Raw genomic sequence first — 22,250 nt, 5'->3', positions numbered from 1 at the left:
TGCGAAATGATAATTCCGCAAGTTTATAACTTTCACAACGAAATTATCCATGTTTCAGATTAAGCGCTAATGATAGTGCATTCTGACAGAGTGAATCATGGGGGAAGATCACATCAGGTTGTAATTCATGCAGCAACATGCCGTTGATCGCCTGGATTTTCACCGGGCGGGCAAAGACGGTCATGCCGCGCATGATGAGGGAATCGCAGACCTTATTGTTTTCATCCAGCGCAACAGCGACGACAACCCGCGGTTTGAAGCGTCCGCCGGAACGCCCGACGCCCACACGGCCTTTCTGGCACAGGGCGTCAAACGCGCGGTTAAACTGATGGATTTGCCAGCCGCCAAATGCCATCTGACAGAACCAGGAGAGGGCGGCGAAGGTGATTAATGCGGTTACCATATCGGCTCCTTAATTGCCGGGTGGCGGCTGCGCCTTACCCGGCCTACGGGGATTGTAGCCCCGGTAAGTGCAGCGCCACCGGGGATTAAACTCAGAACATCACCTGCCCACCGGTGACGTTAATCGACTGCCCGGTGCAGTACGAGGCTTTCGGGCTGGCGTAAAACAGCAGCATGTTCAGCACGTCCTGATAATCACACCCGCGCTTGAGCGGCACTTTGTCGATGTAGTACTGCTCCACTTCTTCAGCTTTGATGCCGAGCTTGGAGGCGTACTGCGGAAGCAGGGACTGGAACATCGGCGATTTCAACAGGTTACCCAGCATCAGCGAGTGAACGGTGATGCCGTATTCGGCCAGATCCAGCGCCAGAGACTGCGTCAGCCCCACGCCGCCAAACTTCGCCGCGCTGTAGCCGGAGTTGTGCTTGCTGCCCACTTTCCCGGATTTCGAGTTGATCTGAATGATGCGCCCCTGAATACCATCGCGCATCATCAGCCGGGAAAACTCACGGGCGCAGAGGAAATAGCCCACCAGATTCACCTGCAACGAGCGGTCAAAATCCCCCAGTTCGAAATCGCTGATAAAGGCCGCTTTCGCGATCCCCGCGCTGTAGACCAGCAGGTCGATACGCCCAAATATCTCATCTACGCCGCGGGCCAGCGCCACCACGCTCTGCTCGCTGGTGGCGTCGGCACCAAATCCGTACGCCATCCCTTCGCCAAACTCGGTGTTGATGGCGTCCGCCACGCGGGCGGCTTTTTCACTCTGAATGTCCACAACCGCCACGCGGTAACCCTCTGCGGCAAGCCCACGGCAGAGGAACTCGCCTAAGGTTTGTCCCCCACCAATGACAACGGCAACCTGACTCATGTGTTTCTCCTTAATTACGCAACAAATTTTAACGTACAGCCTGGTGTGACAGCCTGCGGAACCGGCCCCTCAACGTGAACCGTGCCGGGATACTCCGCCTGCGGTTGCCCATCAAAACGCAGGGTGATGTGCCCCAGCTCGCGCAGGTTTTGTTCAGCGACGTCGCCGACGGCGGTCACGGCATAGCGCGCCTCGCCCAGCTCAAGCTGGCTCCCGGCCTTCAGCTCGCCGTTTAGCTCGCCGTGGCAGTGGATAAAGCAAAACTCTTCGATATCCGCAGGCGCCCCTTCGCGGAAGGTGATCAGCATCTGGTCGCTCAGCGCATCGGCCGCGCTCTGGCCGATGCGGGTAATGGTGGTCTGGTAAATCACGGTCATGGCAGGAACCTCTTATTGATAAATAAAGCCGGAGACAAACCAGGCAATCAGCACCGTGGGCGCGCCCGTCAGGAAGCGGCTCACCAGCACGGAGGGGACGCCCACGCGCACGGTGTCCTGACGTGCTTCCGCCAGCGACAGCCCGACGGGGATGAAGTCGCACGCCGCCTGAGCGTTAATGGCGAAAAGGGCTGGCAGAGCGAGGTGCGGGGGAATGTTGCCCAGACCAATCTGTACGCCAATCAGCACGCCGATGACCTGGGCAATCACCGCGCCCGGGCCGAGAAACGGCGACAGCAGCGGGAAGGAGCAGATCAGCGCCAGCGTCACCAGGCCGAGCGGGTGGCTGGCGAGCGGGGCGAGGCCGTGGGCAATCCAGTCGCCGAGGCCGGAGGCCATGATGATACCGATCAGCGCCGAGACGAACGCCATAAACGGCAGAATGGTTTTCAGCACCGTGTCGATGGTGTCGCGCCCGGACTGGAACAGCACCGCCACGGCGGACCCCATCCCCATCCCGACCTTCGCCAGCAGGCCATCGCTCTGCTCGGTGATTTTTTTGCTGGTGTCGTACTCGCGCGGGGCCGCTTTTTGCGGCGCGGATGTGCCATTCACCAGCGTGATGTTGTCCTCCTTCACCCCAGAGACATAAATATCCTCAAGGATGTACTGCGCCAGCGGGCCGGATTTCCCGGTGGAGTGAATATTTACCGTCGGAATGCGGCGCTTCGGATAGATGCCGCAGCGCAGCGTGCCGCCGCAGTCGATCACCGCCACGCCGATTTCCGCTTCCGGCGGTTCGCCTTCCTTGAAGCCGTCGACCGCTTCCCAGCCCGTCAGCTCGTGCAGCCTGTCGACGATCGCCGGGCGCGTGCCTGCGGTGATGTACACAATCTTTTTGCCTTCGGTGGCGTCGAACTCCAGCGGGCCGCCCCAGCCGCCCGTGCCTTTCTCAATGCGGATCCGGTTCATGCTGTGGCTCCTGAAAGATGGACTTTCTGTTCAAGCTGGATGCCCATTTTTTTCTCAAAAATGGCGGTGGTGAGATCCGTCACCCAGCCGCGGAAGAAGTTGGTGACCAGACCGACCAGCAGGTAGCTCACCGCCAGCGGGCCGAGCGGCAGGCCAAGCGTGGTAAGGCCGCTGGCGATCCCGAGATAAACGAACAGCTCGCCGGGGTTGATGTGCGGGAACAGGCCGTTCATGGAATGGCAGCTGTAGGAGGCGGCGGCGTAATAGCTCGGCTTGTACTTCTCTGGCATAAAGCGGCCGAGGCTTAAGGTCATCGGGTTGCAGAACACAAAGGTGCCGATGAAGGGCAGGATCAGGTAGCGGGACAGCGGGTTTCCGGCGCAGCGCTGGGCGAAGCGTTCAATACGCTGCTGGCCGATAAAGTTAATCAGCGCGTTCATGATCACCAGCAGGCTGATCAGCAGGGGCAGGATCCCGGTCACCATGCCGGTGAATACCTCGCCGCCTTTCTGAAAAAGCCCGATGAACCACTCGGCGCCGTGGGTGATGGTTTCTATCATTCTTCTCTCCTGTAGGGCGTTTGTTTTTGTCTGCTCGGGGCTAATAATAATCAAATTGAAAGCTTTTAAAGTGTTAATTAGATCTCACAATGAAAGAAAAATGGATTAATTTGAAAGATAATTGGTAGGGCGAATGATTTTCGATGGAAAAAAGCGCGGATTTGCGTTGGGGAGGTGTGTACCGCTTCCTTGAGGTGTTGCGGATGCTTTACCATACTGGGTTCTTACCGAACTCGTTAAATGGATGCCACATGTTCAAGCGTCGTTATGCAGCGCTGTTACCTGCGCTTATTCTCCTGTCCGCCTGTAGTAGCAAACCCAGGACTGAAGCTGTTCAACAAACGGCGGGCGCGCCTTCCGGCGGGTTTCTGCTTGAGCCGCAGCACAATATGATGCAGATGGGCGGCGACTTCGCGAATAACCCTGCGGCCGAACAGTTCATCGATAAAATGGTGAGCAAGCACGGTTTTGATCGCCAGCAGCTGCATGCCATTTTGTCTCAGGCGAAGCGTCTGGACTACGTGCTGCGCCTGATGGACAGGCAGGCGCCGACGGCCCAGGTGCCGACCGGGCCAAACGGGGCGTGGCTGCGCTATCGCAAACAGTTTATTACCCCGGACAACGTGCAAAATGGCGTGGTGTTCTGGAATCAGTATGAAGACGCCCTGAACCGCGCGTGGCAGGTCTATGGCGTGCCGCCGGAGATCATCGTCGGTATTATTGGGGTCGAGACTCGCTGGGGACGCATTATGGGTAAAACCCGCATCCTCGATGCGCTGGCGACGCTCTCCTTCAACTACCCGCGCCGCGCCGAGTATTTCTCCTCTGAACTGGAAACCTTCCTGCTGATGGCGCGAGACGAACAGGACGATCCGTTAGATCTGAAAGGGTCGTTCGCCGGTGCGATGGGCTACGGCCAGTTTATGCCGTCCTCCTATAAGCAGTACGCGGTAGATTTTAACGGGGATGGTCACATCAACCTGTGGGATCCCGAAGACGCCATTGGCAGCGTGGCCAACTACTTCAAAGCGCACGGCTGGACGCCGGGCGGCCAGGTGGCGGTGCAGGCAAACGGCGAGGCGTTTGGTCTGGAAAACGGATTTAAAACCAAATACAGCGTGGCGCAGCTGGCAGCGGCAGGCTTAACGCCGTCGCAGCCGCTGGGCAATGTTGACCAGGTGAGCCTGCTGCGCCTGGATGTCGGAACCGGTTATCAGTACTGGTTCGGACTGCCGAACTTCTACACCATTACCCGCTACAACCACAGCACGCACTATGCGATGGCGGTGTGGCAGCTGGGGCTGGCGGTGTCTCAGGCGCGTGTGCCGGCAGCGTCACCGTTTAGCCAGTAAGTCCCCTTATGCCTCCCTCTCCCTGTGGGAGAGGGCTGGGGTGAGGGCACCCGCCCGCACCTGTTTCCCGCAGAAACATTTCGCCACATTCCCATTTCACTCCCGCCGTTTACATCTTAATCGTCTTTCATTATTGTTATGTTATAACATAATTTTTAATTGAGATATCCATGTCCCTGTTTTCTCTCTCATCCCCGGTTCGTCTGCTGCTGGCGCTGATGCTCATTCTGTTTCTCGGCCTGGCCGTGCGCTGGGCGGTGGCGTTGCCATGATCGTGATGAACGACCTGGTGGCGGGTTACGATCGCCAGCCCGTTACGCGCGCACTGTCCGGCGTGATTGAACGCGGGAGCATGACCGCCATCGTCGGGGCCAACGGCTGCGGCAAATCCACGCTGCTGAAAACGCTCGCTGGCTTTCTTCCGCCCGTCAGCGGTACGTTTCGCTGGCAGGGGAGACGTCCGGTGGTGGGCTGGCTGGCGCAGCGTCACGCGCTGGAGGCGCAATTTCCTCTGACCGTGCAGGACGTGGTGAGCATGGGCTGCTGGCCAGAAATCTCGCTATTTGCCGGTTTTCGTCGGGATACCCGCATGCGCATTGCCGGCGCGCTTGAGCGCGTGGGGCTGGCGTCCATGGCGTTATCCACCATCGATGAACTCTCCGGCGGGCAATTCCAGCGCATGCTGTTTGCCCGCGTTTTAGTGCAGCAGGCACCGCTGGTGATGCTGGACGAACCCTTCACCGGCGTTGATGAAGCGACCTGCAACGTGCTGATGGATCTGATGCTGGAGATGTATATGCAGGGGCAGACCCTACTGGCGGTTCTGCATGACAGCGAGCGCGTAGCACGTCACTTCCCGCAGACGTTACGTCTGGACGCTGATAGTCCCCAATGGAAAACCGAGCGGGTGAGGGTGGCATGATCTGGCATACATTCTTCCAGCCGTTTATTGAGTACGGCTTTATGCGCCGTGCACTGGTGGTTTGCCTGGCGCTCTCCGTCAGCACCACGGCGCTGGGGGTATTCCTTCAGCTGCGTCGGATGAGCCTGATGGGGGACGCCCTTTCTCATGCCATTTTGCCGGGTGTCGCGGTGGGCTATCTGCTCAGCGGTATGTCGCTTCTGGCAATGACTGTCGGCGGGTTTATTGCCGGTATCGCCGTTGCGCTGGTGGCCGGGCTGGTCAGCCGCCGCACGCCCCTTAAAGAGGATGCCAGCTTCGCGGGGTTTTACCTGGGTTCCCTGGCGCTGGGCGTCACGCTGGTGTCGCTGCGCGGTTCAAATGTCGATCTGCTTCATCTTCTGTTTGGCTCCATTCTCGCCGTGGATAGCGCGTCAGCCCTGTTCGTGACGGGCGTTTGCATGTTCACGCTCCTCACGCTGGCGATGTTTTATCGTGGGCTGGTCAGCGAAGCGTTCGATACCGCGTGGTTGCAGGTGAACGCGCGCTGGCTGCCCGGGATGTTACACGGTCTGTTTCTGGCGCTGCTGGTGCTCAACCTGGTGGCCGGTTTTCAGGTGCTCGGCACGTTGATGGCCGTCGGGCTGATGATGTTACCCGCCGTGGCAGCACGCTGTTGGGTGCGCACCCTGCCAGGGTTACTTCTGATGGCGGGTATCAGCGGTATTTTTTGCGCGTGGCTGGGCTTAAGCCTTTCCTGGGCAGTGAGTCTGCCCGCCGGGCCCTCCATTGTGCTGACCGCCAGCGCATTGTTCTTTATTTCCGTTTTATTTGGCACGCGCAGCAGGCTGGCGGATAGCCTGCGGGCGCTTTTTTAACGCAAGGGGAAACGATGAAACGTACAGGGTTAGCCGTGGCGCTCGCGCTCGGCATGATGACGCACGGCGTAATGGCGAAAACGCTTAATGTGGTGACCAGCTTTTCCATCCTGGGAGACATCACGCAGCAGGTTGGCGGCGATCGTGTGAAGGTTACGACGCTGGTGGGGCCGGACGGTGATCCCCATACTTTCGAACCCTCGCCCAAAGACAGCGCGGCGTTGAGTAAAGCTGACGTGGTGGTGGTCAATGGGCTGGGGCTGGAGGGCTGGCTCGATCGTCTGGTGAAAGCCTCCGGATTCAAAGGCCAGCTGGTGGTTGCTTCGGACGGCGTGAAAACGCACACGCTGGAAGAGGACGGTAAAACCGTGACCGATCCGCACGCGTGGAACAGCGCGGCGAACGGCGCGCTGTATGCGCAAAATATTCTCTCTGGGCTGGTGAAGGCCGATCCTGAAGATACGGCGGCGCTTGAAGCTACCGGTAAACCCTATATTGCGCAGCTCTCTCAGCTGGACGGTTGGGCTAAAAAGCGTTTCAGCGACATCCCACAGGCGAAGCGCAAAGTGCTGACCAGCCACGACGCCTTCGGCTATTTCAGCCGCGCCTACGGCGTGACGTTTATGGCGCCGCAGGGGCTGTCGTCTGAGAGTGAAGCCAGCGCGGCGCAGGTAGCGGAGATCATCAATCAGATTAAAGCTGACGGTGTGAAAACCTGGTTTATGGAAAACCAGCTTGATCCGCGCCTGGTGAAGCAGATTGCGACCGCCACGGGCGCCCAGCCGGGCGGTGAACTTTACCCGGAAGCGCTGTCCGCGAAGGGCGGCGTGGCGGACACTTACGTCAAGGCGTTTCGCCACAATGTGGATACCCTCGCTAACAGCATGAAATAAGCGTCTCTCTGGCCGATGCGCCCGCATCGGCTTTTTTCTGAAGCCCCCTCGTAAAACCCGACGCGCATCCCCATATTTGATGAGAAAGTGCTATCTTGTGCTGCATGTTTTTCTAAGGCCTGGAGCGAGAATGACTGACCATGAATTGATGCAGCTAAGCGAAGTGGTGGGGCTGGCGCTGAAACAGCGCGGCGCGACTCTTACGACCGCAGAATCCTGCACCGGCGGCTGGGTGGCGAAAGCAATTACCGATATTGCTGGCAGTTCCGCCTGGTTTGAACGCGGCTTTGTGACCTACAGTAACGAGGCTAAAGCGCAGATGATTGGCGTGCGTGAAGCCACGCTTGAGCAGCATGGCGCGGTCAGCGAGCCGGTGGTGATCGAAATGGCGATTGGCGCGCTGAAAGAGGCGCGCGCAGATTACGCTATCTCCATCAGCGGTATCGCGGGGCCGGACGGCGGCAGCGACGTGAAGCCTGTCGGCACCGTCTGGTTTGGCTTTGCCACCTCAAAAGGTGAAGGGATCACCCGCCGGGAATGCTTCAGCGGCGATCGCGAAAGCGTGCGTCGTCAGGCAACGGAATACGCGTTAAAAACGCTCTGGCAACAATTTCTACAAAATACTTGATACTGTATGACTATACAGTATAATTGCCTCAACAGAACAGAAGTCCATGGTGAAGCGCAGTTGCTTCTCCCGGCATGACAGGAGTAATAATGGCTATCGACGAAAACAAACAGAAAGCGTTGGCGGCAGCACTGGGCCAGATCGAAAAGCAATTCGGTAAAGGCTCCATCATGCGCCTGGGTGAAGACCGTTCCATGGATGTGGAAACTATCTCCACTGGTTCGCTTTCTCTTGATATCGCACTGGGCGCTGGCGGTTTGCCGATGGGCCGTATCGTAGAAATCTACGGTCCGGAATCCTCGGGTAAAACCACCCTGACGTTGCAGGTTGTTGCGGCGGCACAGCGCGAAGGTAAAACCTGTGCGTTTATCGATGCCGAGCACGCGCTGGACCCGGTCTATGCCCGTAAACTGGGCGTTGATATCGACAACCTGCTGTGCTCCCAGCCGGATACCGGCGAGCAGGCCCTGGAAATTTGTGACGCGCTGGCGCGCTCAGGTGCGGTTGACGTGATCATCGTCGACTCCGTTGCGGCGCTGACGCCAAAAGCAGAAATTGAAGGTGAAATCGGTGACTCTCACATGGGCCTCGCGGCACGTATGATGAGCCAGGCGATGCGTAAGCTGGCGGGTAACCTGAAGCAGTCCAATACGCTGCTGATCTTCATCAACCAGATCCGTATGAAAATTGGTGTAATGTTCGGTAACCCGGAAACCACCACCGGCGGTAACGCTCTGAAATTCTACGCTTCTGTCCGTCTGGATATCCGCCGTATCGGCGCGGTGAAAGAGGGGGATAACGTCGTCGGTAGCGAAACCCGCGTGAAGGTTGTGAAGAACAAAATCGCAGCACCGTTCAAACAGGCTGAGTTCCAGATCCTCTACGGCGAAGGTATCAACTTCCTCGGCGAGCTGGTTGACCTGGGCGTGAAAGAGAAGCTGATTGAAAAAGCGGGCGCATGGTACAGCTACAACGGTGACAAGATTGGTCAGGGTAAAGCGAATGCTATCTCCTGGCTGAAAGAGAACCCGGCGGCGGCGAAAGAGATTGAGAAGAAGGTGCGTGAACTCCTGCTGAGCAACCAGGACTCTAAACCTGATTTCGTGGTCGACGGCGCGGATGCTGAAGAAACCAACGAAGACTTTTAATCCTCTCGGATAAAAATGAAGGGCTGCTGATGCGGCCCTTTTTGCATTTCTGAATCGACAGGTTTTTTATGAGTGAACCGACATCACGCCGACCAGCCTACTCACGCTTGCTGGATCGGGCCGTGCGTATTCTTGCCGTGCGTGACCATAGTGAACAGGAGCTGCGGCGGAAACTGTCAGCGCCCGTCATGAGCAAAAACGGTCCGGAAGACATTGATGCCACCGCGGAAGATTATGACCGCGTGGTTGCCTGGTGCTACGAGCATCACTATCTGGATGACGGCCGTTTTGCCGCTCGCTTTCTTGCCAGCCGTGGTCGTAAAGGCTATGGGCCAGCGCGTATCCGCCAGGAGCTGAACCAGAAAGGTGTAGCCCGTGAATCGATTGAAAAAGCCATGCGCGAAAGTGAAATCGACTGGTGCGAACTGGCGCGTGAGCAGGCGGTACGAAAGTACGGTGAGCCGCTGCCGCGTGAATTTTCAGAAAAAGTTAAAATCCAGCGCTTTTTGCTCTACCGCGGCTTCCTGATGGAAGATATTCAGGATATCTGGCGTAATTTTACCGATTGAACGCATGCGGGATTTTACTTCCCACTAAAGAAAACTTATCTTATTCCCACTTTTTCAAGTAGCTGGTCCGTCCAACTGTTTACAGATACAGATCTGCTGCGACATTTCGTTAGCTTGATTTCAGGATAATTATGAGCAAGAGCACCGCTGAGATCCGTCAGGCGTTTCTCGATTTTTTCCATAGTAAGGGACACCAGGTTGTTGCCAGCAGCTCCCTGGTACCGAACAATGACCCGACTCTGCTGTTTACCAACGCCGGGATGAACCAGTTCAAGGATGTGTTCCTTGGTCTCGACAAGCGTAATTATTCCCGCGCCACAACCTCACAGCGTTGCGTGCGTGCGGGCGGTAAACACAACGATCTGGAAAACGTCGGTTACACCGCGCGCCACCATACTTTCTTCGAAATGCTGGGTAACTTCAGCTTCGGCGACTACTTCAAACACGACGCCATTCAATATGCGTGGGAACTGCTGACCGGTGAAAACTGGTTTAATCTGCCGAAAGAGCGTCTGTGGGTGACCGTGTATGAGACCGATGACGAAGCGTTCGACATCTGGGAAAAAGAAGTGGGTATCCCTCGCGAACGTATCATCCGTATCGGTGACAACAAAGGCGCGCCTTACGCGTCTGATAACTTCTGGCAGATGGGTGACACCGGCCCTTGCGGTCCGTGCACCGAGATCTTCTACGATCATGGTGACCACATCTGGGGCGGCCCTCCGGGAAGCGCGGAAGAAGATGGCGATCGCTACATTGAGATCTGGAACATTGTCTTCATGCAGTTCAACCGTCAGGCCGACGGCACCATGGAGCCGCTGCCAAAACCGTCCGTAGATACCGGTATGGGTCTTGAGCGTATCGCGGCCGTTCTGCAACACGTTAACTCCAACTATGAGATTGACCTGTTCAGCACCCTGATCAAAGCCGTTGCCGAAGTGACGGGCGCAACCGATCTGAACAACAAATCACTGCGCGTTATCGCAGACCATATTCGTTCCTGTGCGTTCCTGATTGCTGACGGCGTTATCCCGTCGAATGAAAACCGTGGCTATGTGCTGCGTCGTATCATTCGTCGTGCGATCCGTCATGGCAACATGCTGGGCGCGAAGGACACCTTCTTCTATAAACTCGTTGGGCCACTGATTGGCGTGATGGGCTCTGCCGGTGACGAGCTGAAACGCCAGCAGGCGCAAGTTGAACAGGTTCTGAAAACCGAAGAAGAGCAGTTTGCCCGTACGCTGGAGCGCGGACTGGCGCTGCTGGACGACGAGCTGGCGAAACTCAAGGGCGACACGCTGGATGGCGAAACCGCTTTCCGCCTGTACGACACCTACGGCTTCCCGGTTGACCTGACGGCGGACGTTTGCCGCGAGCGCAACATCAAAGTTGACGAAGCAGGCTTTGAAGCCGCAATGGAAGAGCAGCGTCGTCGTGCGCGTGAATCCAGCGGTTTTGGCGCGGACTACAACGCGATGATCCGCGTTGATAGCGCGTCTGAATTTAAAGGCTACGAAGAGCTGGCTCTGACCAGCAACGTGACCGCGCTGTTTGTTGACGGTAAAGCCGTAGACAGCATTAGCGCAGGTCAGGACGCGGTTGTTATCCTGGATAAAACACCGTTCTATGCGGAATCCGGCGGCCAGGTTGGCGATAAAGGCGAACTGAAAGGCAATGGCTTCAGCTTCAGCGTAAGCGATACCCAGAAATACGGTCAGGCAATTGGTCACCAGGGCAAACTGGTTTCCGGTTCTCTGAAAGTGGGCGAGGGCGTTCAGGCCAACGTTGACGAAGCTCGCCGCGCGCGCATTCGTCTGAACCACTCGGCAACCCACCTGATGCACGCAGCCCTGCGCGAAGTGCTGGGTACGCACGTTGCACAGAAAGGTTCTCTGGTTAACGACAAAGTGCTGCGTTTCGACTTCTCGCATTTTGAAGCGATGAAGCCGTCTGAAATTCGTGCGGTGGAAGACCTGGTGAATGCCCAGATCCGCCGCAACCTGCCAATCGAAACCCACATCATGGATCTTGAGGCAGCGAAGAAGAAAGGTGCGATGGCGCTGTTTGGCGAGAAATATGACGACCGCGTTCGCGTGCTGAGCATGGGCGACTTCTCTACCGAACTGTGTGGCGGTACTCACGCATCCCGCACCGGTGACATCGGCTTGTTCCGCATCGTTTCCGAGTCGGGGACGGCGGCAGGCGTGCGTCGTATTGAGGCGGTGACCGGGGAAGGCGCGATTGCCAGCCTGCATGCGCAGAGCGACCAGCTGCACGAGATCGCGCAGCTGCTGAAAGGCGATAGTCAGAACCTGGGCGAAAAAGTGCGTGTCGCGCTGGATCGTACCCGTCAGTTGGAAAAAGAACTCCAGCAGCTGAAAGAACAGGCTGCGGCGCAGGAGAGCGCAAACCTCTCCAGCAAAGCGGTAGACATTAAGGGCGTCAAACTGCTGGTCAGCGATCTGGCGGGCGTTGAGCCTAAGATGCTGCGTACCATGGTCGACGATCTGAAGAACCAGCTTGGTTCGACGGTTATCGTGCTGGCAACGGTCGCAGAGGGTAAGGTTTCTCTGATTGCGGGCGTCTCTAAGGATGTGACGGATCGTGTCAAAGCAGGGGAACTGATTGGCATGGTCGCCCAGCAGGTGGGTGGCAAAGGTGGCGGTCGTCCGGACATGGCGCAAGCCGGTGGTACGGATGCGGCGGCACTTCCCGCGGCATTAGCCAGCGTTGAAAGCTGGGTAAGCGCGAAACTGTAATAACTACAAAGCACAAGCAGACGCCATAGCGGTAACGTTATGGCGTCTTGCTCACTGCGCTATCGATAACGATAAAGTCAGGTTGAGTTTGTGTATATCGGCTAAACTTACGTTTAACAGAATGTGATGCCGTGACTGCTTACACTTTACGTGTTTGTCATCGCTTACTTTTTGGCGTTATATGATGGATAATGCCGGGATACAAGAGACCCGACTCTTTTAATCTTTCAAGGAGCAAAGAATGCTGATTCTGACTCGTCGAGTTGGTGAGACCCTCATGATTGGGGATGAGGTCACCGTGACAGTTTTAGGGGTAAAGGGTAACCAGGTACGTATTGGTGTTAACGCTCCTAAAGAAGTATCTGTCCACCGTGAAGAGATCTACCAGCGTATCCAGGCTGAAAAATCCCAGCAGTCCAGTTACTGATATTGTCGCGTCTCGCTGTCGGGCGAGACGCAACCCTCCTGTTATTTTTCCTGCATAAAGTTACCGTTCTATTTCAAACGCTTCGTTTTTGACCACTCTCATAACCTTATCTCATCCAAATGACGCGCTTCTCTCAACAGAATTCTGTGAAGATGCCTGCAAAATCCGCTTATAAAACACTCTCTTTGCGGCTTTTACATGCGAATTGCGTGCGAATTGTGCAAACGAAAAAAGCATGTGGAAAATTGTTTGACTTATAAGTCCCAGAAAGTAATATATGCGCCACGCAGCGACGAGAAGCTCTTAACGAGTTGCTCGAAGCACTCGAAAGAGGCGTTGTGTGGTGAGGTGGCCGAGAGGCTGAAGGCGCTCCCCTGCTAAGGGAGTATGCGGTCAAAAGCTGCATCCGGGGTTCGAATCCCCGCCTCACCGCCATTTTGCATCCGTAGCTCAGCTGGATAGAGTACTCGGCTACGAACCGAGCGGTCGGAGGTTCGAATCCTCCCGGATGCACCATCTATTACTTCATATTGCTTTCGAAGTGATATGAATATCGAGCAGTACAGTAGTAAATCCCGATGCATCCGTAGCTCAGCTGGATAGAGTACTCGGCTACGAACCGAGCGGTCGGAGGTTCGAATCCTCCCGGATGCACCATCTATTACTTCATATTGCTTTCGAAGTGATATGAATATCGAGCAGTACAGTAGTAAATCCCGATGCATCCGTAGCTCAGCTGGATAGAGTACTCGGCTACGAACCGAGCGGTCGGAGGTTCGAATCCTCCCGGATGCACCATTTTTTAATTCATATTGCTTTTGAAGTGATATGAGTATCGAGAAGTACAGCAGCAAATCCCGATGCATCCGTAGCTCAGCTGGATAGAGTACTCGGCTACGAACCGAGCGGTCGGAGGTTCGAATCCTCCCGGATGCACCATCTCTTCTTGTGATCCCCTTCGATGTTTAGTTCTTAATCACTCTCATTGTTATCACTTCGCAATCAGCGACAAAAATCCCCTTTTACGATAAAGTAATGCTTTGTTAATCGTTTAGCGAGAGCACGATGTACGCACAGTATGACGGTTTGATCTTCGACATGGACGGCACCCTCCTGGATACCGAACCCACGCATCGTCAGGCCTGGACCGAAGTCCTGGGCCGTTACGGTATGCGCTTCGATTTACAGGCGATGATTGCCCTCAACGGATCGCCCACCTGGCGTATCGCACAGGCCGTGATTGAGCTGAATCAGGCCGATCTCGACCCGCACCAGCTCGCGCGTGAAAAAACCGACGCGGTAAAAGCCATACTGTTAGACACCGTGCAGCCTTTACCACTCATTGACGTCGTCAAGGAGTGGCACGGGCGTCGTCCTATGTCTGTCGGTACGGGCAGCGAGAGCGCGATTGCTGAAGCGCTACTCAAACACCTTGGCCTGCGCCACTATTTTTCTGCCGTCGTTGCCGCCGATCATGTTAAACATCACAAACCCGCACCGGATACCTTCCTGCGCTGTGCAGAATTAATGGGTGTACCACCTGCAAAATGCGTGGTGTTTGAAGATGCTGATTTTGGCATTCAGGCCGCGCGTGATGCCGGAATGGCGGCGGTGGACGTTCGCTTACTGTGAGTGACGCGCTGTCACTCGCTTCATTATTCGCCAGCAGTTTTTTAAGCTCCACCCTCTTACCGGGGAATTCGGAAGTGGTGCTGGTGGCGATGCTGTTGTCCGGCGTGAGTCAGCCCTGGTTGCTGGTCTTAATAGCAACAATGGGTAATAGCCTTGGAGGGCTGACTAACGTTATTCTTGGACGTTTCTTTCCGCTACGCGAAAAATCTCGCTGGCAGGAAAAGGCAGTGGGCTGGCTAAAACGCTATGGCGCTGCCACGCTGTTATTAAGCTGGATGCCTGTAATAGGCGATTTACTGTGTCTGCTGGCGGGATGGATGCGCATCTCCTGGGGACCGGTGCTCTTTTTTTTGTGCCTTGGCAAGGCGTTACGCTATGTTTTACTGGCATGGGTAACACTACAGGGTATGACGTGGTGGCACTAATTGGTGGAATGAATTCGCGACCTTCAATCGTCAACCATTACAATTATGCTGAGTGACAATTTTTTGACAGGCGGGAGGTCAAATTGATCCCGGACGTATCACAGGCGCTGGCCTGGCTGGAAAATCACCCTCAGGCACTGAAGGGGATTCAGCGTGGGCTTGAGCGCGAAACGCTGCGCGTAAATGCGGATGGTAGCTTAGCGACTACGGGACACCCGAAGGCGTTAGGCTCGGCGCTGACACATAAATGGATCACAACCGATTTCGCCGAAGCGCTGCTGGAGTTCATTACGCCAGTAGACGGTGATATTGATCATATGCTGACGATCATGCGCGACGTGCATCGCTTCACCGCCCGCAACCTCGGCGACGAGCGTATGTGGCCGCTCAGCATGCCGTGCTATATCGAGCAGGGGCAGGATATCGAGCTGGCTCAGTACGGCACCTCGAATATTGGACGGCTGAAAACGCTGTATCGCGAAGGACTGAAAAATCGCTACGGCGCACTGATGCAGACGATCTCTGGCGTGCACTACAATTTCTCTCTGCCGATGGCGTTCTGGCAGGCGAAGTGCGGTGAAACGGATAAAGAAGCGATCTCCGCGGGCTACTTCCGCCTGATCCGCAACTACTACCGTTTTGGCTGGGTTATTCCGTATCTGTTCGGCGCGTCCCCGGCCATTTGTTCATCGTTCCTGCAAGGGAAACCGACCACGCTGCCGTTCGAGAAGACCGAGTGTGGCATGTACTATCTGCCGTACGCGACCTCGCTGCGCCTGAGCGACCTTGGCTATACCAATAAATCGCAAAGCAATCTCGGAATTACGTTTAACGATCTGCACGAATATGTGGCAGGCCTGAAGCGGGCGATAAAAACCCCGTCGGAAGAGTACGAAAAAATCGGCCTCGAAAAAGACGGCAAGCGCCTGCAAATTAACACCAACGTATTGCAGATTGAAAATGAACTGTATGCGCCGATTCGTCCGAAGCGCGTGACGCGCAGCGGTGAAACGCCGTCGGATGCGCTACAGCGCGGCGGGATCGAATACATTGAAGTGCGCTCGCTGGATATCAACCCGTTCTCACCGATTGGCGTTGACGAGCAGCAGGTTCGCTTCCTTGACCTGTTTATGGTCTGGTGCGTACTGGCGGATGCGCCGGAAATGAGTTCCGACGAACTGCTGTGTACTCGTGCCAACTGGAATCGCGTGATTCTGGAAGGGCGCAAGCCGGGTCTGACGTTAGGTATTGGCTGTGAAACGGCCCAGTTCCCACTGTCCAAGGTAGGGAAGGATCTGTTCCATGACCTGAAGCGCGTAGCCCAGACGCTGGATAGCGTGTACGGCGGCGAAGCTTACCAGAAGGTCTGCGACGAACTGGTTGAAAGCTTCGATAACCCGGAACTGACATTCTCAGCACGTATTCTGCGTTCTATGATTGAACAGGGAATTGGTGGCACAGGGCGTTCACTCTCAGCGGAGTACCGTGAGATGCTGATGCAGGAGCCGTTAGAGATCCTGAGCGAAGCGGATTTTGTGGCAGAGCGCGATGCGTCCGTTGTGCGTCAGAAAGAGGTCGAAGCGGCGGATACGGAGTCGTTTGAGGCGTTTCTGGCGAAGCAGGCCTGAACCAAAAGAAAAAGGCCACATCGCTGTGGCCAAAATATACATCTCTGAATTCAGGGATGATGATAACAAATGCGCGTCTTTCATATACTCAGACGCGCATTCTGTAGAAGAGTTCAGTTTATTTTAAAAAAAATCACTATCGGAGGTGACGTATGCCGTTATTAGATAGCTTTACTGTCGACCATACCCGTATGGAAGCACCAGCAGTCCGCGTGGCGAAGACCATGAACACGCCGCACGGCGACACGATCACCGTTTTCGACCTGCGCTTCTGCGTGCCGAATAAAGAAGTGATGCCAGAGAAAGGCATTCACACGCTGGAACACCTTTTCGCCGGATTCATGCGCGACCACCTGAACGGCAACGGCGTGGAGATCATCGATATCTCTCCGATGGGCTGCCGCACCGGTTTCTACATGAGCCTGATTGGTCAGCCTGAAGAGAAACGCGTCGCGGATGCGTGGAAAGCGGCCATGGAAGACGTGCTGAAGGTGAAAGAGCAGAACCAGATCCCAGAGTTGAACGTTTACCAGTGTGGCACTTACCAGATGCACTCTCTGGAAGAAGCTCAGGAGATTGCCCGCCATATCATCGAACGTGATGTTCGTGTAAACAGCAACGACGAGCTGGCCCTGCCAAAAGAAAAACTTCAGGAACTGCACATTTAGTATTGTGCCTGTGGATGCCCGGTGGCGCTTCGCTGACCGGGCCTACAATACTGATGACGACAACCACGGCCAGCTCCGCGCTGGCGACGCCGGTATCGCGATCGTTTTGCGGATGCACGCTGTTACAGACGTCGCTGCGGCGGCTGAAGTAGTGGCAGAAATATTCGATCTGGTCGAGATAGACGTTCGGCGTGCTCACTTCGACGTAAGTCTGTCGAGAGCCAGCGCGTGGCGCGGGTGTGTTCAGCATGGTACGCTCCTGTTGTCTTTTCACTCTCGTGAATCAATTTCAGGCGCGCTGCTTTATCGGAAGTGACAATCGCTGTCGCGTTTTGGACACGGTGCGGTGTTTTGCCGGATGGCGGCTACGCCTTATCCGGCCTACGTTCGTAGGCCCGGTAAGCGTAGGGTATGAACCGGAAACATGGGTAACAGTTATAACTGGCATAGAAGAGGAGACTCGCTATGCCCTGGACTGAGACCCGACCTATGCAACGCCTTGATTTTATCCGTGCCTGCCATGCAGGTACGGATTCTTTTCTGCCCTCTGCCGTCTCTTCGGCATCAGTCGAAAAACCGGTTACAAATGGCTTCAGCGTTTTGACCCCTCTGACCTGTCATCTCTCTCTGACCGGTCGCGTGCTCCGCACTCCCACTCCCGGACAGTTCCTGATGATATCGCCGGGCAGCTTACGGCCCTGAGGCAAAAACACCCTGACTGGGGCCCCAAAAAACTGCGGATGTGGCTGCTCAATCATCACGTCGATTTTACCGTCCCCGCTGCCAGCACTATCGGCGATATCCTCAAGCGTGAAGGCCTGGTTCCGGATAAAAAGCGAAAGCGCAGAACCCCGGGCAATCGCCAGCCCCTGACCATCATCAGTGAGAACAATCAGGTCTGGAGCGCTGATTTTAAAGGCAAGTTCAGGCTGCTGAGCCGGAAATACTGTCATCCCTTCACCCTCACCGACAATCACAGCCGGTATCTTCTGAGCTGCCGGGGAGCAGACCGGGAGAGCGAGCCCTTCGTCAGGCAGTGCCTGACGGATGCGTTCCTGGAGTACGGTCTGCCGGAAGTCCTGAGAACGGATAATGGTCAGCCTTTCGCAGGAACAGGTATCGCCGGGTTAAGTCGCCTTGCAGTCTGGCTGATAAAGCTGGGCATCAGACCGGAACGCATCAGAAAGGGGCATCCGGAAGAAAACGGCCGTCATGAGCGAATGCATCGTTCGCTGAAAAGTGCAGTAAAACAGGGCAACATATTTATGACGATGGAAGAACAACAGCGGTGGTTCAGTGGCTACCGGGAAGAGTTTAACTACGAAAGGCCGCATGAAGCCCTGGCGGGTGCAACGCCCGGAACGGTATGGCAACCCTCAGGCCGGCACTGGGATGGCAGGGTTCCTGAATATGCTTATCCGGAAGGAGGTACGGTCTACAGGGTGAAATCAAGGGGGACACTCTATATGGGGAAAAAGGGGACGGTGTACCTGAGTGAAGCGCTGACTGATGAGTACATCATGCTGGAAGAACAAGATGATGGCCTGGAGGCCATCATCTTTAATGGAATAACGCTTGCGTACTACGACCGAAAAACCCAGAGTGTGCTCCGGATAGACTGAAAAGTGTTACCTATGTTCCCGGCCTGATCTGTTACCTATGTATCCGGTCATACAGTAGCGCCACCGGGCAAACCGTGCACAGGGCTAGTGCGCTCCACCGCCCCCGCTACCGGCACCAAACGGTGGTTTGGCAAACCACACCAGCCCCAGCAGGACGATGAAGATCCCCGCCGATATCCAGAAAATCTCGTTTGCCGAGATAATCAGCCCCTGGTTGGTGATCTGCTGGGCAAGCCAGCCGGACGCCTGCTGCTCCGTCATCCCCATCCCCTCAAGCTGGCTATACATCTGCTGAGCGTTAGGGTTGAACGGGTTCACCGCTTCGGTCAGCTGGGCATGGTGCATCGCTTCCCGGTTGGTCCACAGCGTGGTGGTGATCGATGTCCCGATGGAGCCCGCCAGCGTACGGGTGAAGTTCGACAGGCTCGATGCCGCCGCCATCCGCTCAGGCGGCAAGCCGGAAAGCGTAATGGTGGTCAGTGGCATAAAGAAGCACGCCACAGCAAAGCCCTGAATAAACTGCGGCCACGCGGAGGCGCCAAAGTCCATTCCCGGTTCAAACGTATACGCGCGCCAGTAGAAGCACACGGCGTACATGATGAAGCTGAACGTCACCAGCCTGCGCATGTCGAGCTTATGGGCGAAACGGCCAATAATCGGCGACAGCAGAACCGGAATTAACCCCACCGGCGCGGAGGCCAGCCCCGCCCAGGTTGCGGTATAGCCGTACACCTCCTGCAACAGCTGCGGCAGCAGAACAATCGCGCCGAAGTAGAGCATATAGGCGAGGCTGATACAGAGGCAGCCGATGGTGAAGTTTCGCGATTTAAACAGCGAGAGGTCGACTATCGGATTTTCGTCCGTCAGCTCCCAGACAATCAGGAAGCTAATGGCAACCACGGCGACCACCGTCAGCACGATGATTTCCGTAGAGGCGAACCAGTCCAGCTCTTTGCCGCGGTCGAGCATGATTTGCAGGCTGCCGATGCCGACAACCAGCAGTGCCAGCCCGATGCCGTCGATCCGCCGCTGTTCGGTCCGCGTTTCGCGACCACGCAGAGACTGTAGCGTCATCAGCACCACCAGCGCACCGATGGGTACGTTGATGAAGAAGATCCAGCCCCAGTGATAGTTATCGCTGATATAGCCGCCGAGGATTGGCCCGCAAATTGGGGCGACAATCACCGTCATCGACCACAGCGCGAGCGCGATGGAGCGCTTGGCGGGCGGATAGTTGTTCAGCAGTAAACTCTGCGATAGCGGAATCAACGGCCCGGCGACAATCCCCTGGATGACGCGGAAGAAAATCAGCATCGTCAGGCTGCTGGACATGCCGCAGGCCCAGGAGGCCAGCACGAACAGGATCGTCGACCAGAGGAACAGCTTCACTTCACCGACGCGCTTCGCCAGCCAGCCGGTGATGGGAATAGAGATGGCGTTCGCCACCCCGAATGAGGTAATGACCCAGGTCCCCTGGCTCAGCGATGAGCCAAGGTTCCCGGCGATCGTAGGGATCGCCACGTTTGCGATGGTGGAGTCCAGCACCTGCATGAATGTCGCCAGCGACAGCGCAATGGTCATAATGACCAGCTGCGCCCCCTCAAGCGGTTTTTGCGGCTTTTGCTGTTGCATAACGCTCACCTTCGGCTTAACCGGCGTTTGCCTTCACGATGTCATCGATCAGCTTATTGACCGGATCGAGGCTAATTTCACGGGCGTTACTTTCATAAGCTGGCGTGCTGCGCACCTGGCTTGCGAGGATCTGACCGTCGCGGTTGGCGGTATCGACCGTCACCAGCGTGGAAAGGCCAATTCGCAGCGGATGGTCTGCCAGCTGCTTAGGATCCAGCTCGATACGTACAGGCAAGCGCTGTACCACTTTGATCCAGTTGCCGGTGGCGTTCTGTGCAGGCAGCAGGCTGAACGCGCTGCCGGTCCCCATGTCCAGACCGACTACTTTACCGGTGTACTTCACGTCATCGCCGTAGATATCGCTGACCACGGTTGCGGTCTGGCCGATACGCATATGCGCCAGCTGGGTCTCTTTGAAGTTCGCGTCCACCCACAGGTTGTTCGCCGGAACGACCGCCATCAGCGGCGTGGTGGTGCTAATTTGCGCACCCGGCTGCACGGAACGACGGGAAACGTAACCGGTCATCGGGCTGACGATTTTGGTACGTTGCAGGGCAAGCCATGCGTTACGCACTTCGGTCGCCGCCTGTTTCACCGCCGGCTGGTTTTCCAGAGAGGTGCCCAGCACCATCGCCTGGTTGGCGTTGTACTGTTGGATCGCCACGTCCAGCTGCGCCTGTGCGCTCGCCACCGCATCGCGGGCGTGCTGCAACTCTTCACGGCCAATCAGGTTGGCGGTGCCGAGAGGAACACGACGCTTGAGGTCGCTCTGCGCCTGGGCCAGGGCCGTTTTCTGCACGTCGATATTGGCCTGAAGCTGTTTGCTGTTGATCATCAACTGGCGGGTCTGGCGAACGCTGGAGGCCAGCGCCGTCTGTGCTTTTTCAAACGCCTGTTGGGCGTCGGTCGGGTCAAGCGTGACCAGCACATCCCCTTTTTTCACAAAGTCGGTGTTGTCAGCCCAGACTTTCGTCACGCTGCCTGACACCTGCGCCATGATTTGAACCTGATTCCCTGCCACGTATGCATCGTCTGTCTCTTCAACATGACGCAAGACTAAAAACCAATAGATCCCATATGCCACGGCAATAATAATAAAGAGCAAGGTCAGCAGAATAAGGGCGCTCTTACGTTTGCCCTTCTTGTTGACCGGTTGCTGCGGGGGGGTGTTCTCCGCATTTGCGCTCATTGTTGTTCTCCACGATCTTTTTATTTTCACATCGGCTGAGCCGACCTGTTGTCAGAAAGGCCAGCAGTTTCACGTGCTGGCCTGTCAGTTTTTCTTTTGCAATCTGGAATGTTGAGCGGATCGTCGCGTTAGCGCAGCGCCTCAAGAATGACGCCATCTTCATCCATCTGGTCCAGACGGGTGAGCAGCTTGCGAGTAATGTGCTCAAGCTGGTCGCGCTCGGCGGTGCTGAGGGCAGACCAAAGCTGGTGCAGGCAGTTATGCTGCGGTGGCAACACTTCGCGCAGGAATTCGTGACCTTTCTCGGTCAGTTGCAGATGCAGGCAGCGGCGATCGTTATCGCTCTCACGGCGCTCTATCCAGCCGCGCTTCTCCAGCTCATCAGCAATACGGGTTGCATTGGTACGGGATGAACCCAGCGCGCAGCTCAGTTCAGACGGCTGAATGCTGTGGTTTTCCTGAGACTCAAGCGTAATCAACGCCATAAACAACGTCTCGTTAATCCCTTGCGCTTTCAGCATCTTGTTACGATTTTCCAGCAGCTTACCCTGCATGTGCATGCACAGGCGGGTCAGCAGGATCTCCTGATACGGGAAGTCCTCATGACGACTGGCGCGGAACTTAAGCATTTGTTCAATGGGCGTAAACGAACTATCCATTTTGGGCATAACCTCATTAATTACAGCCGATATAGTAACGATAGTGACAAATAATGT

22 protein-coding genes, 5 tRNA genes and 1 pseudogene are annotated in these 22,250 nt (G+C 56.1%); 19 read left to right on the top strand and 9 right to left on the bottom strand.

Going from position 1 to position 22,250, the window contains the following annotated elements; translation table 11 throughout:
- Positions 1 to 43: 43 nt before the first annotated feature.
- The 5 genes from gutM to srlA form a co-directional block, all read right to left on the bottom strand.
- Positions 44 to 403 (bottom strand): transcriptional regulator GutM, encoded by a 360-nt coding sequence (gutM, locus tag L2Y28_RS17010; RefSeq protein ID WP_022649149.1) that lies wholly within the window; start codon positions 401 to 403, stop codon positions 44 to 46.
- 91 nt (positions 404 to 494) lie between these two features.
- Positions 495 to 1,274 (bottom strand): sorbitol-6-phosphate dehydrogenase, encoded by a 780-nt coding sequence (gene srlD / locus L2Y28_RS17005; protein WP_022649148.1) that lies wholly within the window; start codon positions 1,272 to 1,274, stop codon positions 495 to 497.
- A gap of 14 nt (positions 1,275 to 1,288) precedes the next feature.
- On the bottom strand, positions 1,289 to 1,651 hold the full coding sequence (gene srlB / locus L2Y28_RS17000) for a PTS glucitol/sorbitol transporter subunit IIA (RefSeq protein WP_022649147.1): 363 nt from the start codon (positions 1,649 to 1,651) through the stop codon (positions 1,289 to 1,291).
- A 12-nt stretch (positions 1,652 to 1,663) separates the two neighbouring features.
- Entirely contained in the window at positions 1,664 to 2,623 is a 960-nt protein-coding gene (locus L2Y28_RS16995; RefSeq protein ID WP_022649146.1) for a PTS glucitol/sorbitol transporter subunit IIB, read from the bottom strand.
- Complete coding sequence (srlA, locus tag L2Y28_RS16990; RefSeq protein ID WP_003862164.1) at positions 2,620 to 3,183, bottom strand: PTS glucitol/sorbitol transporter subunit IIC; 564 nt, start codon at positions 3,181 to 3,183, stop codon at positions 2,620 to 2,622. Before srlA ends, L2Y28_RS16995 begins: the two co-directional genes overlap by 4 nt.
- Before the next feature lie 251 nt (positions 3,184 to 3,434).
- Between srlA and mltB the strand changes: the two genes are divergently transcribed.
- The 18 genes from mltB to luxS all read left to right on the top strand — a co-directional run bounded on the left by mltB (position 3,435) and on the right by luxS (position 17,091).
- Positions 3,435 to 4,535 (top strand): lytic murein transglycosylase B, encoded by a 1,101-nt coding sequence (mltB, locus tag L2Y28_RS16985; RefSeq protein ID WP_022649145.1) that lies wholly within the window; start codon positions 3,435 to 3,437, stop codon positions 4,533 to 4,535.
- Between the two features lie 268 nt (positions 4,536 to 4,803).
- Entirely contained in the window at positions 4,804 to 5,457 is a 654-nt protein-coding gene (locus tag L2Y28_RS16980; protein WP_022649143.1) for a metal ABC transporter ATP-binding protein, read from the top strand.
- A complete protein-coding gene (locus L2Y28_RS16975) occupies positions 5,454 to 6,314 on the top strand; it encodes a metal ABC transporter permease (protein WP_022649142.1) in 861 nt (286 codons plus the stop codon). Before L2Y28_RS16980 ends, L2Y28_RS16975 begins: the two co-directional genes overlap by 4 nt.
- Before the next feature lie 14 nt (positions 6,315 to 6,328).
- Entirely contained in the window at positions 6,329 to 7,207 is an 879-nt protein-coding gene (locus tag L2Y28_RS16970; RefSeq protein ID WP_022649141.1) for a metal ABC transporter substrate-binding protein, read from the top strand.
- A gap of 130 nt (positions 7,208 to 7,337) precedes the next feature.
- Positions 7,338 to 7,835, top strand: a complete 498-nt coding sequence (pncC, locus tag L2Y28_RS16965; RefSeq protein WP_003862172.1) for a nicotinamide-nucleotide amidase — start codon at positions 7,338 to 7,340, stop codon at positions 7,833 to 7,835.
- An 89-nt stretch (positions 7,836 to 7,924) separates the two neighbouring features.
- Positions 7,925 to 8,983, top strand: a complete 1,059-nt coding sequence (gene recA / locus L2Y28_RS16960) for a recombinase RecA (RefSeq protein WP_022649140.1) — start codon at positions 7,925 to 7,927, stop codon at positions 8,981 to 8,983.
- 68 nt (positions 8,984 to 9,051) lie between these two features.
- A complete protein-coding gene (gene recX / locus L2Y28_RS16955) occupies positions 9,052 to 9,552 on the top strand; it encodes a recombination regulator RecX (RefSeq protein WP_017382782.1) in 501 nt (166 codons plus the stop codon).
- 131 nt (positions 9,553 to 9,683) lie between these two features.
- Complete coding sequence (gene alaS / locus L2Y28_RS16950) at positions 9,684 to 12,311, top strand: alanine--tRNA ligase (RefSeq protein ID WP_022649139.1); 2,628 nt, start codon at positions 9,684 to 9,686, stop codon at positions 12,309 to 12,311.
- A gap of 241 nt (positions 12,312 to 12,552) precedes the next feature.
- Positions 12,553 to 12,738: a carbon storage regulator CsrA gene (gene csrA, locus L2Y28_RS16945; RefSeq protein ID WP_000906486.1), complete on the top strand. Its 186-nt coding sequence runs from the start codon at positions 12,553 to 12,555 to the stop codon at positions 12,736 to 12,738.
- A 342-nt stretch (positions 12,739 to 13,080) separates the two neighbouring features.
- Positions 13,081 to 13,173: transfer RNA gene (locus L2Y28_RS16940), tRNA-Ser, on the top strand.
- A gap of 4 nt (positions 13,174 to 13,177) precedes the next feature.
- Positions 13,178 to 13,254, top strand: a tRNA-Arg gene (locus L2Y28_RS16935).
- Positions 13,255 to 13,318: 64 nt separating this feature from the next.
- Positions 13,319 to 13,395 (top strand) — tRNA-Arg (locus L2Y28_RS16930).
- 64 nt (positions 13,396 to 13,459) lie between these two features.
- Positions 13,460 to 13,536: transfer RNA gene (locus L2Y28_RS16925), tRNA-Arg, on the top strand.
- 64 nt (positions 13,537 to 13,600) lie between these two features.
- A tRNA-Arg gene (locus L2Y28_RS16920) sits at positions 13,601 to 13,677 on the top strand.
- 126 nt (positions 13,678 to 13,803) lie between these two features.
- Positions 13,804 to 14,370 (top strand): fructose-1-phosphate/6-phosphogluconate phosphatase, encoded by a 567-nt coding sequence (yqaB, locus tag L2Y28_RS16915; protein WP_022649138.1) that lies wholly within the window; start codon positions 13,804 to 13,806, stop codon positions 14,368 to 14,370.
- Positions 14,367 to 14,795: a YqaA family protein gene (locus L2Y28_RS16910; RefSeq protein WP_017692791.1), complete on the top strand. Its 429-nt coding sequence runs from the start codon at positions 14,367 to 14,369 to the stop codon at positions 14,793 to 14,795. The genes yqaB and L2Y28_RS16910 overlap by 4 nt, the downstream gene beginning before the upstream one ends.
- 83 nt (positions 14,796 to 14,878) lie before the next feature.
- Complete coding sequence (gene gshA, locus L2Y28_RS16905) at positions 14,879 to 16,423, top strand: glutamate--cysteine ligase (protein ID WP_022649137.1); 1,545 nt, start codon at positions 14,879 to 14,881, stop codon at positions 16,421 to 16,423.
- Between the two features lie 152 nt (positions 16,424 to 16,575).
- Positions 16,576 to 17,091: an S-ribosylhomocysteine lyase gene (gene luxS / locus L2Y28_RS16900; protein WP_003862180.1), complete on the top strand. Its 516-nt coding sequence runs from the start codon at positions 16,576 to 16,578 to the stop codon at positions 17,089 to 17,091.
- Positions 17,092 to 17,152: 61 nt separating this feature from the next.
- Here luxS and L2Y28_RS16895 read toward each other — a convergent pair.
- Positions 17,153 to 17,296, bottom strand: a pseudogene (locus L2Y28_RS16895) (hypothetical protein); the annotation flags it as partial.
- A gap of 310 nt (positions 17,297 to 17,606) precedes the next feature.
- On the opposite strand from L2Y28_RS16895, the gene L2Y28_RS16890 reads away from it, so the two are divergent.
- Positions 17,607 to 18,713, top strand: a complete 1,107-nt coding sequence (locus tag L2Y28_RS16890; protein ID WP_226860881.1) for a DDE-type integrase/transposase/recombinase — start codon at positions 17,607 to 17,609, stop codon at positions 18,711 to 18,713.
- 84 nt (positions 18,714 to 18,797) lie between these two features.
- Here the strand turns inward: L2Y28_RS16890 and emrB are convergent, their stop codons facing one another.
- The 3 genes from emrB to emrR form a co-directional block, all read right to left on the bottom strand.
- Positions 18,798 to 20,345 carry a multidrug efflux MFS transporter permease subunit EmrB gene (gene emrB, locus L2Y28_RS16885; protein ID WP_022649134.1) on the bottom strand — a complete coding sequence of 516 codons (1,548 nt, stop codon included), beginning with the start codon at positions 20,343 to 20,345 and terminating at the stop codon, positions 18,798 to 18,800.
- A gap of 16 nt (positions 20,346 to 20,361) precedes the next feature.
- On the bottom strand, positions 20,362 to 21,534 hold the full coding sequence (gene emrA / locus L2Y28_RS16880) for a multidrug efflux MFS transporter periplasmic adaptor subunit EmrA (RefSeq protein ID WP_022649133.1): 1,173 nt from the start codon (positions 21,532 to 21,534) through the stop codon (positions 20,362 to 20,364).
- A 128-nt stretch (positions 21,535 to 21,662) separates the two neighbouring features.
- Positions 21,663 to 22,193: a multidrug efflux transporter EmrAB transcriptional repressor EmrR gene (gene emrR / locus L2Y28_RS16875; protein ID WP_017694792.1), complete on the bottom strand. Its 531-nt coding sequence runs from the start codon at positions 22,191 to 22,193 to the stop codon at positions 21,663 to 21,665.
- Positions 22,194 to 22,250 lie beyond the last annotated feature (57 nt).

It is taken from the genome of Enterobacter sp. JH25, from assembly GCF_021725435.1.
Lineage (GTDB): Bacteria > Pseudomonadota > Gammaproteobacteria > Enterobacterales > Enterobacteriaceae > Enterobacter > Enterobacter intestinihominis.
The sequence above is the reverse complement of the archived record's forward strand: the minus strand, read 5'-3'. Positions and strand labels throughout refer to the sequence as shown.